Source organism: Sinorhizobium sp. B11, assembly GCA_039725955.1.
GTDB lineage: Bacteria > Pseudomonadota > Alphaproteobacteria > Rhizobiales > Rhizobiaceae > Rhizobium.
Map to the genome: position 1 here is coordinate 2,217,472 of CP091034.1, position 15,234 is coordinate 2,232,705.

Annotated in this window: 15 protein-coding genes; 5 read left to right on the forward strand and 10 right to left on the reverse strand. The window is 61.4% G+C overall.

Annotation, left to right across the window (positions count from 1 at the left end):
• Nucleotides 1-102: 102 nt before the first annotated feature.
• Nucleotides 103-486: a response regulator gene (locus LVY75_20870; protein XAZ25581.1), complete on the reverse strand. Its 384-nt coding sequence runs from the start codon at nt 484-486 to the stop codon at nt 103-105.
• A 266-nt stretch (nt 487-752) separates the two neighbouring features.
• Between LVY75_20870 and LVY75_20875 the strand changes: the two genes are divergently transcribed.
• Both LVY75_20875 and LVY75_20880 read left to right on the forward strand, forming a co-directional pair.
• Nucleotides 753-1,706, forward strand: coding sequence for a cobalamin biosynthesis protein CobT (locus LVY75_20875; protein ID XAZ25582.1), 954 nt, complete (start codon nt 753-755; stop codon nt 1,704-1,706).
• Complete coding sequence (locus LVY75_20880; GenBank protein XAZ25583.1) at nt 1,703-2,056, forward strand: ADP-ribosylation/crystallin J1; 354 nt, start codon at nt 1,703-1,705, stop codon at nt 2,054-2,056. Before LVY75_20875 ends, LVY75_20880 begins: the two co-directional genes overlap by 4 nt.
• A 7-nt stretch (nt 2,057-2,063) precedes the next feature.
• Here the strand turns inward: LVY75_20880 and LVY75_20885 are convergent, their stop codons facing one another.
• Nucleotides 2,064-3,422 carry an extensin family protein gene (locus tag LVY75_20885; GenBank protein ID XAZ25584.1) on the reverse strand — a complete coding sequence of 453 codons (1,359 nt, stop codon included), beginning with the start codon at nt 3,420-3,422 and terminating at the stop codon, nt 2,064-2,066.
• Between the two features lie 268 nt (nt 3,423-3,690).
• On the opposite strand from LVY75_20885, the gene LVY75_20890 reads away from it, so the two are divergent.
• Entirely contained in the window at nt 3,691-4,122 is a 432-nt protein-coding gene (locus LVY75_20890; protein XAZ25585.1) for a nuclear transport factor 2 family protein, read from the forward strand.
• Nucleotides 4,123-4,203: 81 nt separating this feature from the next.
• Here the strand turns inward: LVY75_20890 and LVY75_20895 are convergent, their stop codons facing one another.
• Nucleotides 4,204-6,024 carry a methyl-accepting chemotaxis protein gene (locus tag LVY75_20895; GenBank protein ID XAZ25586.1) on the reverse strand — a complete coding sequence of 607 codons (1,821 nt, stop codon included), beginning with the start codon at nt 6,022-6,024 and terminating at the stop codon, nt 4,204-4,206.
• Between the two features lie 299 nt (nt 6,025-6,323).
• Here LVY75_20895 and LVY75_20900 point away from each other — a divergent pair, with 299 nt between their 5' ends.
• The gene (locus LVY75_20900; protein ID XAZ25587.1) at nt 6,324-6,707 is read left to right on the forward strand and encodes an acyl-CoA thioesterase; all 384 of its coding nucleotides are present in this window, start codon (nt 6,324-6,326) and stop codon (nt 6,705-6,707) included.
• A 4-nt stretch (nt 6,708-6,711) separates the two neighbouring features.
• The gene (locus tag LVY75_20905; GenBank protein XAZ25784.1) at nt 6,712-7,296 is read left to right on the forward strand and encodes a hypothetical protein; all 585 of its coding nucleotides are present in this window, start codon (nt 6,712-6,714) and stop codon (nt 7,294-7,296) included.
• Between the two features lie 63 nt (nt 7,297-7,359).
• Here LVY75_20905 and LVY75_20910 read toward each other — a convergent pair whose 3' ends face one another.
• The 7 genes from LVY75_20910 to LVY75_20940 all read right to left on the reverse strand — a co-directional run bounded on the left by LVY75_20910 (nt 7,360) and on the right by LVY75_20940 (nt 15,208).
• Nucleotides 7,360-8,532 carry a DUF1501 domain-containing protein gene (locus LVY75_20910; protein XAZ25588.1) on the reverse strand — a complete coding sequence of 391 codons (1,173 nt, stop codon included), beginning with the start codon at nt 8,530-8,532 and terminating at the stop codon, nt 7,360-7,362.
• Between the two features lie 9 nt (nt 8,533-8,541).
• Nucleotides 8,542-10,071 carry a DUF1800 domain-containing protein gene (locus LVY75_20915; GenBank protein XAZ25589.1) on the reverse strand — a complete coding sequence of 510 codons (1,530 nt, stop codon included), beginning with the start codon at nt 10,069-10,071 and terminating at the stop codon, nt 8,542-8,544.
• A gap of 127 nt (nt 10,072-10,198) precedes the next feature.
• Complete coding sequence (locus LVY75_20920) at nt 10,199-11,374, reverse strand: GGDEF domain-containing protein (GenBank protein XAZ25590.1); 1,176 nt, start codon at nt 11,372-11,374, stop codon at nt 10,199-10,201.
• A gap of 196 nt (nt 11,375-11,570) precedes the next feature.
• Nucleotides 11,571-12,821 carry an MFS transporter gene (locus LVY75_20925; protein XAZ25591.1) on the reverse strand — a complete coding sequence of 417 codons (1,251 nt, stop codon included), beginning with the start codon at nt 12,819-12,821 and terminating at the stop codon, nt 11,571-11,573.
• Between the two features lie 184 nt (nt 12,822-13,005).
• Nucleotides 13,006-13,917 carry an ankyrin repeat domain-containing protein gene (locus tag LVY75_20930; GenBank protein ID XAZ25592.1) on the reverse strand — a complete coding sequence of 304 codons (912 nt, stop codon included), beginning with the start codon at nt 13,915-13,917 and terminating at the stop codon, nt 13,006-13,008.
• Nucleotides 13,918-14,141: 224 nt separating this feature from the next.
• Complete coding sequence (locus tag LVY75_20935) at nt 14,142-14,426, reverse strand: hypothetical protein (GenBank protein ID XAZ25593.1); 285 nt, start codon at nt 14,424-14,426, stop codon at nt 14,142-14,144.
• Entirely contained in the window at nt 14,426-15,208 is a 783-nt protein-coding gene (locus LVY75_20940) for a DUF899 domain-containing protein (protein XAZ25594.1), read from the reverse strand. The genes LVY75_20935 and LVY75_20940 overlap by 1 nt, the downstream gene beginning before the upstream one ends.
• Nucleotides 15,209-15,234 lie beyond the last annotated feature (26 nt).

The following is a 15,234-nucleotide window of genomic DNA, read 5'->3' on the forward strand; positions in this document are numbered from 1 at the left end:
GCTCTTATTCTGGAGAAGGGAGGCAACCTGCTGTTCGTTCCGCCAGCGGGCCACTTTGTACGCTACCGCACAATGGGATGCCGCTGCGAGCCTGGCCGGATTTCAGCCGCAGTTTGCGCGCGGCGCAAAGAGAGCCTCGCCGATCTCGGCAAGTGCGGCGGGGCTCTCGTTGAGCCGGTAGCCGCCATATTCTGGTGCAATATCCGCATCGGCATGAAACATCGCGAAAACAAAAGATATTCTTGCGTCCTGCAGACGCTCGGCGAGCGGGAATGCGGTTTCGCCTTCGATGCGTATATCCAGGATGGCGCCATCGATCCTGACGATGTCGAGCAGCGCAAGGCCGATTTCGACGGAGGCGGCAGGCCCAACGATGACGACGCCGGCCTGCGTCAGCGCAAGCCGCACTTCGTCGGCGACCAGATCGCCGCTCTCGACAATGAGCAGATGCTTTCCCGCCATGAGCCCGAGATCGCCGATCTCCATCCTTCCCCGCAGTCGCCTCATCCCCCGGGATCAGGCCGAGTATTCCTAACTGCGAAGTGCCTTAATGGTTTCCGGCTGGATGCGAGGATATCCGGGACCCGCCTGCCGGCACGGCAGAAGTATGCGACATGCCGCTGTCACGACAGTAAGTTGTAGACTTCGGCAAATTCTCCATGCCATCTAGCGGTCGTACCGCCGCTCCAAAAGTTTTATCCATGTTTCGCGCTCTGCAACGCCTTAAATCCTGTTTTAAAAGCCAGACGAAAATGACCAGAGCCAGTTCCGTCGCGGCGCCCGAAGGGCACCCCGACGCGGACGCCTATCGCATCTACACCCGGCAATTCGATATCGTCATCGATGCAGACAAGCTGCATACGGTTCTCGGCAAATTGGAAGGCGCCGACCAGATCCAATATCTGGGTGCCTGCCGAACGTTCAATTATGCGCTGACGGACTGGCGAACCGGCGCGACCGTCAAGGCACTGGCGGCATCGGACCGCATTCGTGCGGCAAAGACCGCTGAGGAGTTGTCGGAGATGGCAATCACCCTTCTCGTCGATCAATCGGGTTCGATGAAGGGACAGAACATATTGCTCACGGTAGCAGCCTGCGACATTGCGCTGGATTTCCTCAAGAATCTGGGCATCGCTACTGAACTGCTCGGCTTTACGACCGTCCGGTGGAAGGGCGGCAAATCTCGCCAACTCTGGCGAAGCAGGGGCAGGCCGCGATTGCCTGGACGCTTGAACGATACTCTGCATATCATTTATAAATCCGCGGCCGCACCCCACTGGTCAGGCGGAGGTCGTGCGTTGGAACCCATGCTTCGCCCGGATCTGCTCAAAGAGAATATCGACGGTGAAGCGCTCGAATGGGCGGTGGATCGGCTGGCAGCAATCAAGAAGAAGAGAAAGGCGCTGATTGTCCTCTCTGATGGTGCACCTGTCGATGATGCAACGCTCTTCCACAACGAGGACACCATTCTCGACCGTCACCTGCGCGAGGTAATCGGACGCGTAGAAGCCGCCGACGACATCAGGCTTTACGGGCTCGGCATCGGCCACGATACGACCGGTTACTATGAAAATGCACAGATCATCCAGTCGGTCAGCGATCTCGGCACCGTATTGATCTCGACCCTCGAAAAGGCGATCTGCGACACCGCAGCATTGCCGGCAAAGACCTTGACCGAAGAGACGACCAACGAGGACAGGACATGAGCGACGCCATCGAAACAATCACCCTCTGGCGTCCGGTTGGTCCAGAGGAACTAGCGCTCATCCGCGATCTTGGCATGCGCGGATTTCCGCCCCGCCTGCCCGACCAGCCGATCTTCTATCCGGTGCTTTCTCAGGACTATGCCGTCAAGATCGCCCGTGACTGGAACGTGCCTCGTAGCGGCGCAGGATTCGTTACGAGATTCGAGGTCCGAAAGGACTATCTCGACGGGTACGCGGTACAGGAAGCCGGCGGTCGGGCACATCTCGAATACTGGATACCCGCCGAGGAAATGGACAGCTTCAACGCAGCCATCGTCGGCGTGATCGAGGTGACGCAGACCTTCCCGTGATATCAACCTACTTGCAGACGGATCTTCCGCCCCTGCGCGACATGAGATCGAAGTGGAAATGGTTGTAGTGTTCGGGATTGTAGCCGGGGCCGAGCACCGTCGTGAAGTAATTGCAGCTGTCGGTGCGCACGGCTTTCAGAAGCCGCCCTTCGCGGAAGGAGAACAGGCCCTTCTTGCGCACGTCGATCTCATGACCGTTCTTCAGTACGAACTTGCCGACATCGATGGCGTTGCCCTTCGCATGTTCCGAAATCGGATTGTATCGCTGGCGGCTGTTGTTCATGCGCCGGCAGGAATAGCCGCCAAGCGGGACGATCGTCTGAATGCCGGTCCAGTAACGAAAGCGGGCCGAAGGCGCGAGTTCGTTCTTCACCCATTTGGCGAAGGCAAGCGTCACCTGGCAATTCAGCGTTACCGCCGGCTTGACGCCGATATTGCCTGAAAGGCCCTTCAGCGACACAGGATAGGGCACCTGGCAGGCCGGCCCGTTGGAAATCGGCGGGCGGTCATCGAAGATCACACCCATGCGCTTCAATTCGCGCCGGCAGGAAAGCTCCGAGGCCGGCATGACGCCGGGGTCGATCGGTGCGGCAGGTTCGCTCATCATCGGATTGTTCGGCCGCAGCATGGCGACCTCCTCCGGCTCATCCTCTTCCGGCACGCGCGTCGGCGCCAGCACCGGGCTGCCGTCGCTCCAGGTCTGGGCGCGATTGCCGGCAGCGCGCATCGGCGCGCGGCTCATCTGCGCGGCGGCAACCGGCTGCGGCAGGCGACCCTGGTTGAGCTGTGTCGGGTTATCGGTGCCGATACCGTCGACAACAGGTTCGGTGGCATTGCCCTCGGCGATCTGCTGCTGCTCGTCCTGCGCCAGCCCGACGACCTGCTCATTGCCCTGCCCGGCACCAAGTTCCGAATCCATGTTGACGCCACCCTGGGGGATGGCGAGCGGCTTCACGCCGCCCCAGTTGCCATTCGGCGCCTGTTGCGGCTGGCCCTGCTGCGCGAGCGCCTCGTCGCTATCGATCATGGGCAGGCGCCGCTGCCCCTGTTGCGGCGCGGCCATCGGGGCCGACTGTTGTCCGGGGGCGCGCATCTGTTGGCTCGTGCCGGCGAGGTTCGGCGTATCGAGATAATCGATTTGACCCTGCGTATTGCCGACCGGCGCGCTGGCTGCGGGATAAGGTTGCTGGCTCTGGACCGGCGCCATGCGCAAGGCCCCACCCCGCGGCGGCGTGATGGAACTGACGCGCGTGCTGCTATCGACATTCTCGGGCGGCACCAGCCCGTCGCTGATCGAACAGGTCGTCAATGCCGCAGAAAGCAGGAGTGGCAAGGCGGTACGCTGGAGAAGGGAAAGAAACGCCATACTTATCGCTTCCGCATGCGGCCTGTGATCTGAAAACCTCGATTCAAATTTAGTTAAAAACGGTGAATGAAAGCTTTACGTGTGGAGATTGGCTGATCCCGAGCGCTTGCACTCGCTAGAGAGGTATCTCCGCACCGTGGGATCATGTGCTCCTGCACCAAGGGCGGGCCGACCCGGCCAATGCTGATCCTGCTTCGAGCCCTATTGGTATTCCCGGCCAGCACCATAGCTACTGCATCATGAGCCCGGTCCATCAGGAAACCAGCCTATGGAAGCAGCAGTAAGGAAACTGTTCGAGCGGTATGAACACCTGTTCCGCCAGGGGCTCGCGGGCAAAGCCGATATGGGTGAGGTCGCCTCCCTCTATGCCTCGGATGTCATCGCCGCCTCGCCTTCCGGGGTCATGTCCGGCAAGAACGACGATGAGCTCAAGCGCATGATGGCGAAGGGGTATGAGCGTTATCGCGCCATTGGCACCAAGGATATGATGCTTCGCCATGTCCATCTCTCATCGATCGATGAGAGCCATTGTGTGGCGCATGTCGCCTGGAGGGCGACTTATGTCCGTGGGAGCCAACCGGACACGATAATCGACTTCGATGTCCACTATCTCGTGCAGGTTCTGGATGGAGAAGCGAAAGTCTTCGGCTGGGTTTCGGGCGACGAGCAGGCACTCCTGAAACAGCACGGTATCGGCTGACGCCTTCCTTTGATCTGCCTTGGAATAAAAGAAAGGGCCGCGCAATGCCGCGGCCCGTTCTCGTCAGATCGCCACCCGCTATCAGGCAGCCCGGCCGTATCGCGCGCCCTGCCCCGCCTGACCGCGCAGCTGGAACTTCGACAACAGCGACCGCAGCTGCTGGCTTTCCTCCGCCAGGGTCTGGCTGGCGGCCGTGGTTTCTTCGACCATCGCCGCATTCTGCTGGGTCATCTGGTCCATGTGGTTGACCGATGTGTTGATCTCCTGCAACCCGGTCGCCTGTTCGCGGGCGGCGGTCGCAATCGAGTCGACATGGGCGTTGACCCGGTTGACGAGCGCCTCGATCTCGACCAGCGCGTCACCGGTGGAGCGCACCAGCGCCACGCCGCCTTCGACCTCGGTTGCCGAGCTTGAGATCAGCGCCTTGATCTCCTTGGCCGCATTGGCCGAGCGCTGCGCCAGTTCGCGCACTTCCTGCGCCACGACAGCAAAGCCGCGACCAGCTTCGCCCGCACGCGCTGCTTCCACGCCGGCGTTCAGCGCCAGGAGGTTGGTCTGGAAGGCGATCTCGTCGATGACGCCGATGATCTGGTTGATGCGGCTCGAACTATCCTCGATGCGGCTCATGGCCGAGACCGCATTGCGGACGATCTCGCCGGATTTGCCGGCGCTCGTCTTCGTTTCCGCCACCATGCTGCGTGCCTCGTTGGCGCGCTCGGAAGCCGTGCGGACCGTCGCGGTGATCTCGTCGAGCGCCGCTGCCGTTTCTTCCAGCGCCGCGGCTTGCTGCTCGGTGCGCTTGGAGAGGTTGTTGGTCGCGTCGCTGATATCGCGGGCGCTGTCATTGACGATGTGGCTCGATTCCGCGATCGCGTTGATGACACTGTTCAGTGCGTCGACTGCTGCGTTGAAGTCGGAACGGAGCTTCGCATAATCCTGGCCGATATCGTCGATCGAAACCGTCAGGTCGCCGGCCGCAAGCCGCTCCAGCCCGGCGCCGAGCGCGCGCATCGCCGCCGTCTGGCGCTCGGAGGACGAACGCAGGCTCGCCTCGTTGCCGCGCCGCTCGCCTTCGATCTCCCGCTGGCGCTCATCTTCGCGAACGCGCAGTTCGGCGCGCTCGGCAACGGAGTCGCGCAGCACGATCAGCGATTTCGCCATCTGGCCGATCTCGTCGCGACGATCGGCATCAGTGATGTCGACGCTCGCATTTTCATCGGCAATCGCGTTCATCGCCTCTTTCAGGCGGGCGACCGGGGCCGTCACGCTGCGCACGATCGCATAGGCGAAGGCAAGGGTAACGAGGGCGCCGATAAGGCCGACTACCGCCGTCCAGGTGGCGTTCTGGCGATAGAGCGCTGCAAGGTCGTCCGCATAGACGCCGGTGCCGACGACCCAGCCCCAGGGCTGGAAGCCCGCCACATGCGAATATTTGAGGACCGGCTGATCGGCACCCGGCTTCGGCCAGTAGTAATCCACGAAGCCCTGCCCGCTTGCCTTCACCGTATTGACGAATTCGACGAACAGGAATTTGCCGTTCGGATCCTTGTTCTGCGTCAGATCCGTGCCGTTGAGCTCGGGCTTGACCGGATGCATCACCATCGTCGGATGAATGTCGTTGATCCAGAAATAGCCGGTGCCGCCGCCGTAGCGCATGGAAGCGATCACTTCCTTGGCGGCCTCCTGCGCCTGCTCGCGGGTCATCGTGCCGGCCTGCTCAAGCTTGTAATATTTGTCGAAGATGGCGAGCGCCGTAGCATCCATCTGTGCCAGGCCGGCTTTTCGCTCGGCTTCCAGCTCCCGATAGGAATAGTTGAGGAAGAAGATCATCGTCGCGGCAAGCACGACAAGCGCGAAGGCGACGAGTCCGTAAAGGCGGGTTGAAATCCTGATGTTGCGCATGGGGTTCCGGCAGCTCTCATGTGTGACAATCAGCAGATACTGATATGAGCCGCTTACCGGACGGTAAAACTTGATTAGATCTTGATGAAATAACGTTACGTGAGGTAATTGGACGCGACACGCATTGGAGCTTCAAGTATCTGAATCAAAATGAAATTTCGATGGTCATGATTTTTCCGCGACGAGCCACCATTTTTTAGGGGGCATTTCGGAATCCGGCATTTTTACGGGCTTCCGCACCACTTGGCCTTTGCATTAGGGTGATTCCAGATGAATCACCGGCGAGATGGGAGCCCTTGATGACCGATGCCAAGCCGACAGGCGAACTTACCTTGCGTACGCTTGCCATGCCCGGAGACGCCAATCCGGCCGGCGATATTTTCGGCGGCTGGGTCATGGCGCAGATGGACCTTGCAAGCGGCATCCGCGCCGCCGAGCGCGCAAGGGGTCGTGTGGTGACGGCGGCAGTCAAGGAAATGGCCTTCGAACTTCCGGTCAAGATCGGCGATACGCTCTCCATCTATACTCATGTGGAGCGCGTCGGGCGCACCTCCATCACGCTGCGGGTGGAAGCTTGGGCGCATCGCTCGCGTTATAACCAGCAGGAAAAGGTCACCGCCGGCACCTTCATCATGGTGGCGCTCGACGAGGACGGCAAACCCAAGGTCGTTCCCCAGGAGTGAGATGATGCAGGCGGCCGCGACACCGGAGGTCTATGTCTACATCCGCACAGTGATGTCGATGGTGATCGGCCTCTCGCTCGCCCGCCTGCTGACCGGCCTCGGCGGCATCGTGCAATCACCCGGCAAATTCCGGGTCTACTGGGTGCATCTCGGCTGGGTCGCCTCGATGTTCCTGTTCATCATCCATTTCTGGTGGTGGGAATATCGCCTGCAGTCGCTCGCCGTCATCTCCTTCGGCGTCTACCTCTTCCTTATCAGCTTCTGCTGCCTGTTCTTCTTCCTCTGCGTGCTGATCTTCCCGACGACGATCGAGGATTACGGCGGCTACGAGGAATATTTCATCTCGCGGCGGCGCTGGTTCTTCGGCATGCTGGCCGTGACCTATGTGGTGGATTTTCTCGATACGCTGCTCAAGGGCAAGGCGTATCTGGCAGCACTCGGCTGGGAATACCCGGCGAGGAATGCGGTGTTCATCGCGCTGTGCATCGTGGCGGCCTGGACGGCGAACCGGCGGTTTCATGCTGTATTCGTAAGTGCGGGCCTGCTCTATCAGATCACCTGGATTTTCAGGCTGTATGATTTGATTTGAGGTCTCTCTTCCCGTCCTGCGACAATCTAGGAATGATAGAGGGAGATTAGGAAAATCCTCGCCTCAAGCCCGCAGGAACTGTGATCCCTTGTCGAAACTCAACCCCGGAAAAATCTTCCCCGTCAGATCGTCAGCCGACACATCGAACTGTCGGTAGAGCATCGCCGCCGCCAGCTCGCGCACATCCGCCGTCGGCATCAGGTCGCGATCGTCGAGCAGCGCAGCGTCCCCAACCCCCGGCCACTTGCCGAGTATGCGCCCACCATCGATCGCCCCGCCCGCCAATACCGCGCAGCCTCCCGTACCGTGATCCGTTCCGCCGGAACCATTCTCACGCACCGTGCGGCCGAACTCGGTCATGGCGAGCACGACCGTCTTCGACCACAGATCCGGCCCCATCGTGGCTTTCAGCGTCGTGATCGCCTGCGCCAGATCCTGCACCGGCCGCTTGAACTGGTTCAGCTGGCCGACATGCGTGTCCCAGCCGGTAATCGAGAAGCTGGCGATGCGGTAGTCGCCCTTCAGCATTTTGCCGGCAAGAACAGCCACATCGGTGATCTTCTCGCCGCGCTGGGCCGATGGTTCCGCCATCATCGAAGCGCTGTTGGCGCGCATCGCTTCATCCATTGCTTTCGCAAACGCCGGGTCGCCGGCATAGAGCCGCATGAGGAACTGCATTTCGTCCCTGGCCGGCCCGAGATTGGAATCCGAGGCCCAGACATCGACATTGTTCGGCCCGGTCAGGATCAGCTCGGTCGAGGTGTTGACGTCGATCGCCTTGCGCGCATCCGAACGCGGGATCACGGCAAGCGCCCGATTGAGCCAGCCGGTCTTTTCCTCGGCCACATGCTCGCCGCCGGATTCCAGCATGTCCTGCCCGTCGAAATGGCTGCGCTGGTCGCGATAGGGCGTGGAAACCGCATGCACGAAGGCAAGCTCCTTGCTGTTCCACAGCGGCATCAGCTCGGCCGCCGCCGGATTGAGCCCGAAATGACCGTCGAGATCGAGAAGCCCCTTGTCCGGCGTCAGCGACAGCGTTGGCCGCAGGGCCGCAAGGCCGGCATCGCCATAGGGCTGCACCAGATCGAGCCCGTCCATCGCCCCGCGCAACACGATCGTCACGAAGCGCTTGTCGCCGGGCATCGCCGCGAAGGTCACCGGCGTAAAAATGGGGGCTGCGGCAAGGCAGCAAGCCGATGTCAGAAAACCACGGCGTGAAAGCATAAACTCTGTCATGACGGGCTCCTATCGACGGTTGAATTCGGGGGACGCAAGAACCAGCGTCAGTCCGCTCACCCTGTTCGGCGCCTGCGAGACGACGCGGATCGTCTCGTCGCGGGCGGCATCGGCAAGGGTTGCCTTCAGGAAGTCGCGCGGATCGACATCCTTGCCGAACTGGGCACTGGCGCGCCGCGCCCAGGACAAACGCTCGGACAGCTGGCTCGCGGTGATCCAGGCGGAAAAACTCTCCTCGAAGCCGGCGGGGCTTGGTGGCAGCCATGTCGGCTGGCCCATGCGGCGCAGAGCGCCCTGCCCGAGCGCACGCGCCATCTGGAAGGCCTTGCGCCGCTTGACGAGCGCCTCGTCCTCGGGGCTTGGCGGCGTCTGCATCATGGCCTGGTCGCGGGCGGCGGGCGCTGCATCCTTCTTGGGCATCGCCATCATCTCGTCACTGTCATCATCGTCCTGCTGATAGGCCTGCATGAAGGCCGCGACATCGCCCGCGCCAGAACCGCTATTCAGCGCCCGCAAGCCGGTGACGATATAATCGAACGGCTGGCGCGCCTTGGCACCTTGATCCCGCCACGCTGCCGGATGGTCGAGCATGGCGCGGTAGACGGCAGGCAGATCCCCATCCGTCTTCTTCCACGCTTCGCTCATGGCCTGGATCATCTCCTCCGGCGGCTGGTCAGAGATGAAATGCACTGCGAGCTTGCGGCTGATATGCGCAGCCGTCTTCGGATGGACCGCGAGATCCTCGAGCATGGCAAGGTAATCCCCGCGCGAGCGCTTGATCCCGCCATAGCTGACACCGAGCACTTGATGTTCGCCGGGCTCGGATATCTGCGGCCGGAAAGCCGTCTCCATCGCCTGCTGGTCGACAGTGAGTCCCGTCAGCACCATGGCTGCAGAGCGAACGTCGGCCTGCGTATAACCGCTGCCGGCGCCGAGCGTGTGCAACTCCAGAAGCTCGCGGCCGAGATTTTCGTTCAGCCACTTGTTGCGCCGCATGCCGCCCTTGGATTCCGGCCCCAGCGACTGCGCCTGATCGAGATAGATCAGCATCGAAGGATGCTCGGTTGCGCTGCGCAACAGCGTCGAAAACCTGGCCCCCATATAGGGCCGGATCGCCTCTGTCTCGTAGAGCGGCACGATCAGCCGCATCGGCAGGCTCTTGGCGGCACTGGTGGAAAAATGATTGGTCCAGAACGTGGCCAGCCGCTCGTTGAAACCATCGGGAGAAAGGACGGCCTGCATCAACCGCGCATTGGCATCCATCTGGAAAAGCACCTGCGCGCGGCGCTGCAATAGTCGCCGCTGCTGCCGCCGGTCGAGATCGTCGCCATCGGCCTGCCGGATCTGTTTCAGCCTGTCCTGCAGATCGAGGATCTGCGTATGCCGCGCCTCGATACCGCCGACGGGAAAGACCGGCACGCTGTTCGCGCCGCGCGTCACCTGCCCGATCAGATCATCCTTCGTCTGCGGCAGAGCCTCGCCCGGTCGTCGCCCGTAACCGAACCGGATCGCTGCCATCGTCGGAAAAGACAGGCTCATGACCATTCACCTCCTCATCACCAGATCGTGACAGGGTCTCAGCCAATTGCGACGGCAAGGTGTAGTAAATGCGGCGATTTTCCGACATGGACGATTTGTAATCTATTGAAATCGTTGGAACAGTCGCTCAGCAGCCCCTGTTGACCGACACCACCCGCGGGCTGGACATGTCGCGCGGCGGCTCGCCTTCGACCATCACCTTGTTGCGCCCGGCTTCCTTGGCCGCATAGAGCGCCTTGTCGGCGCGGGCGATCTGCTCGTAGAGGGAATGATCGGCGGCATCGGCGCCGGCGACACCGAAGCTGGCGGTAATCTTGCCGTCGAAGCCGCTCGCCTTGCGGTCGACGGCCGCAAAGGCAAGCCGCACCCGGTTGGCGAAATCGGCGCCTGCGGCCAGCGGCATTGCCGGCAGGAAGATCACGAATTCCTCCCCGCCGAACCGCGCCGCGAAACCGCCCTCCGGCATCCGCGCCAGCAGCATTTCAGCAAAGGCGCGGATCACCTCGTCGCCCGGTCCGTGGCCGAGCGTATCGTTGACCCATTTGAAATTGTCGATGTCGCAGATGATGACGGAGCCTTCGGCCCGGCCGCGCTCTGCCACCATGCGGTCGAAGCCGCGCCGATTCAGCATGCCGGTCATCGGATCGCGCTCGGCGATATCGCGGTGCATTGCAATGGTGTCGACCGTGGTTGCAGCAAGGGCCGAAAGCGCAAACATCAGCGCCAGGATGGATGTCGACGCCTGCATGGCGAAAGCATATTGCGAAGAGATGAAATCCCCGTGGCCGCCATAGGATGGTGCGACGAAGACGAAGATCACATTGCGGATAATGGTATCGGCAATGACGAGGCTGGAGACGACAAGCAGCAGCTTGTCGGCCGTATGGCGCATGTGCCGCAGGCTGACGGTGACGGCAAAGCCGAGCAGCGCCGCACAGGCGAGATCGTTCAGCAGAAACTCCGCCGGAACATTGCCGGCCACCAGCCCCGCATAGAGCATGCCCGCGTAGGTCACACCGGCAAAGGCAAGGCGCGGCTGGAGATAGGAAGGCCGCTTGAATCGGGCGAGCATGGCGCCGGAATAGAAGACGAACGCGAGAAGGAACAAAGCATCGGCGATGGCGGATGCAACGCGCTCCTGCAGCAGGCTGTCGAAAAGCGGAACGGAGAAGGCTGCCGACGCAAAAAGATAACCCGGCCCCCACAACTTCGCTTCCCGCGACCCGAACCGGCCGACGATCAGAAAGGTGCAGCCGAAAATCAGCATCATGACCGGCAGCAGGAAGGCGAAATTACTATCCATGAACCCTCGCGGCGGTACGCAATATAGAACCGGCGCAGGCAAAAGGTAGGACAATGATCTTAAAAAAGGAAAAACCGGGCGGGATCAGAAATACCTGGAAGAACTAGGCATCGCCTGGCGCATAGCCTGCCCGTGACCTGGCTCACAAGGAAAGGCCGGCAGCCCTGGCCGCCGGCCTTCACAGCCACAGGCAGCGCTAAACTCGCATCGCGCCATGCGGCTCCTCGGCCTCCTCCGTGCCGAAGCGGACATCCTTCTTCTCGTATCCCAGGCCCGAAAGCGCGGCGACGACGATGGCAACGATCACCGCCACTATGACCAACGCATAAGCGTAGTCGCCGTTCCAATGGGCGGCGAGGTCCGCCTGCATCGTGGCGTTGCCCGAGGCCAGCAGATTGCCGAGCTGGTAGGCGAAGCCGGGGAATGTGCCGCGTACCTCGTCTGGCGAAAGCTCGTTGAGATGTACAGGCACGATGCCCCAGGCGCCCTGGACGAAGAACTGCATCAGGAAGGCGCCGAGCGCGAGCAGCACCGGCCCCGGTGCATAGGCCCAGAGCGGCGCGACGGGCACGGCAATCAGTGCGGCGATGACGATCGCCCGCTTGCGGCCGATACGCTGCGACAGCGCGCCGAAGAACAGCCCGCCAAGAATGGCGCCGATATTGTAGACGATGGCGATCGCGCCGACCGTATAGCTTGAATAGTTGCGCTGGCTTTCGAGGAAGGTCGGGTAGATATCCTGCGTGCCGTGGCTGAAGAAGTTGAAAGCGGTCATCAGCAGCACCGCCCAGATGAAGAGCGGAATGTTTTCGCGCAGCACGGTGAGAAACGGCCGGCGCCCCTGCTGTTGTCGCTTCACGAAAGCCGGGCTCTCCTGAACGTTGCGGCGGATATAGAGCACGAGCAGCGCCGGAGCGACGCCGACGAAAAACATGCCGCGCCAGCCGATCACCGGGAAGAGCAGGAAGAACAGCAGCGAAGCCAGCAGATATCCGGACGGATAACCTGCCTGCAGGATGCCAGAAACAATGCCGCGGCTCTCCTCCGGCACTGTCTCCATGACGAGTGAGGCACCGACACCCCACTCCCCGCCCATGGCGATGCCATAGAGGGCACGCAAAACCAGGAACATGGTGAGCCCCGTCGAAAAACCGGTGAGGAAGTCGAAGAGCGAATAGAGCATCACATCCACCATCAGTGTGATGCGCCGCCCGTAACGGTCTGCCGCAAGCCCGAAGATCAGGGCGCCGAGCGCCCGCATGGCAAGGGTCAGGAAGATCGCCACGGACACCGCGGGAACATCGGTATGAAACTCCTCTGCGATATATTTGAGAACGAAAACGAGAATGAAGAAATCGAAGGCGTCAAGCATCCAGCCGAGATAGCTGGCGATCACGGTATTGCGCTGCTGCGGGGTGAGCGCGCGCAGGCTTGCCAATGCGGACATATGTATTTCCTCCGTCCGAAAGCGGCGGCGAGCGGGCAATTCCGGATGCCGTCGGAAGGGGTGTCGGGGTGGGCATGCTGCCGGGAGACAGCGAGGCGGAAACGTCAGGATAGCTGACCGGGTTCCATCACGTTGGCGCGATTGGGGAATTAAACGGGTTCGTCATAACCTGCCCTTGAAGTGTTCAGGGCAGCGGGACAGGATTGTCGCTGAGTGTTCTCAGATAAGCGATGACGTTGACGCGATCGGCTTCTTCGGGCGCGCCGCGAACGTCCATATTCACGCCTGGCGTCGTGAGAGAGGGCCCGGCGATGAAGATGTTGAGGTCCTCGTAGGTCCAGACCCCCTCCCAGCTCGACAGGATTCGGGAATAGCCTGGGAATTTCGTCGAGGCTTTGTCCCGTCCCACGACGTTCCACAGGTTCGGCCCCTTGTTGGGCACATCCTGCGGACGTTTGACATGACAGCCGGCGCAATTGGATGCGAAGAATGTTGCACCCTTCGCCGGGTCGCCATTTGCCAGCTTTGCGGAAATCGGCTCGGGCTTCTTTATGATGACGCCGTGGGCCAACAGGTAGTCGGCGATATCGGCATGATCGTCGTGCCTTGCAAGGTGATAGGCAGTGATGATGCTTGGCAGGCGCGCGGGATCGCCACGGACCCATATGGCGTTGACGTCGGCACCGGCTTCAACCAGGAGCTTGACGCAGTCCAGACACCCGCTCGCGACTGCGAAATGCAGCATGCGCTCGCCCCGCGCTGCCGCATTGGCATCGGCACCGTGCGCCAACAGGATCCGGATGAGGTCGGGGGAGCCCTTGAGGACGGCACCGGTGATCGGCAGGCCAATCGCCGACTCGTGGTTCACATTCGCCCCGCGCTCGATCAGTAATTCTGCTGCCTGCGGATGATCGCTGCGAACGGCTAGAAATAGCGGAGTGGCTCCCTTGTCCTGCTCCTCGATGTCAGCCCCCGCATCAAGGGCTGCCGCGATCGCAGCCAGGTCGCCCTTGCTGACCGCGTCGTGAAGCGGACCAGCATGGGAACTCGTAAGAACGATCAGATAGATGAACACGCTTGCCACGAGCCCGCGCATCTTGCTGTTCCTTGCCGAAAATTACGATCGACTAATATACACCCTGTCTCCTTGACCGAACAGCAGGAACAGGTTCGACAGCCTTGGCGGCGGTCAAGCCTTTGAAAAACACCAATAAAAAACGAGACCGCAGCCACCGTCGCAGAGAACTCGATCAGGGAGATCCTGAGAGCGAGACGCCGTTATGTCCTGGTTTCCGTAAAGGAAACCGAATTCGTGCCGTCTCACGGGCGGCGGAAACTTCCCTCGCCGCCCATCCATCTGAGCCAGGGCCCGACATGAAACAGTGCCATCAGCAGATACATCGGCACCATGCCGCTGAAGAGCGGTGACCCATCCATCTGCATGCCAGCCATCGAGCAGATCATGTCGGCCGCCGGCTCGCTTGCCGAAAGTGCGGCCATGACCGCAAATGTCGGCGCCGCCGCAAAAGTTAGCCCGCGCGCAATGCCGGATAACAGGATGGAGCCGGCGGAATTGCCGGCTCCTGTGGAGACTGACGGGCGCATTACGCTGCCTCGTAGCGGTCGTGGTGGCGCCACCAGACGCCTTCCTCGTTGCGGCCCAGCGGCGCGCGATCGAGCCACTGGTACATGGCCCACACGCCATCCACCCCTCGGGCATAGGAGGAATAGGTGTGGTAGATATCGCCGCCCTGCATTACGAAGGCGCTGAGGCCCGGCCGCTCACGGGCGAAGGTGTTGATATCGGTGCCGGTCATCGAGGAGATGAGGTCGTCCGGGCTTTGCTCACCACCTGGCTTCTGTTGCTGCAGCACGGCCGGGATCGGCGGTTCGCGGCGGAAGTTATATTCGATGCCGCCGCTCTGTTGTTCCTCCGGCGTGAACCAGACATTGAAGTCGCGATTGAAATCGCTTGTTGATGACGAGGCCCAGTCGAAGGTCCAGCCCATGCGCTTCTTGAACCCGAGAAGCTTGTCGAGCGGCGCGCGGGAAACGGCGCTGAAGGCGACATCGTGGTTTTCGAGGTGAACGGTGACGCCGTTAAAGCCATCGGCGATCGACGAGCAGGACGGGCAGCCGGCCGTGTAATCTGGGCCGAACATGAAGTGATAGACGAGCAGTTGCGAGCGGCCTTTGAAGAGGTCGGCAAGCGGCACGATGCCGGCTTCGGTCTCCAGCTTGTATTCCTTGTCGATCTTCACCCAGGGCAGTTCCTGGCGCTTTGCAGCGATCTCGTCACTGCGGCGCGTCAGTTCCTTTTCCTGTTCCAGGAGCGCAATTCGCGCCTGCAGCCATTCCGCCCGTGTTCCGGTCTTGTGCATCATCATGGGTCTTCTCCTCTCATTGCGTTGAA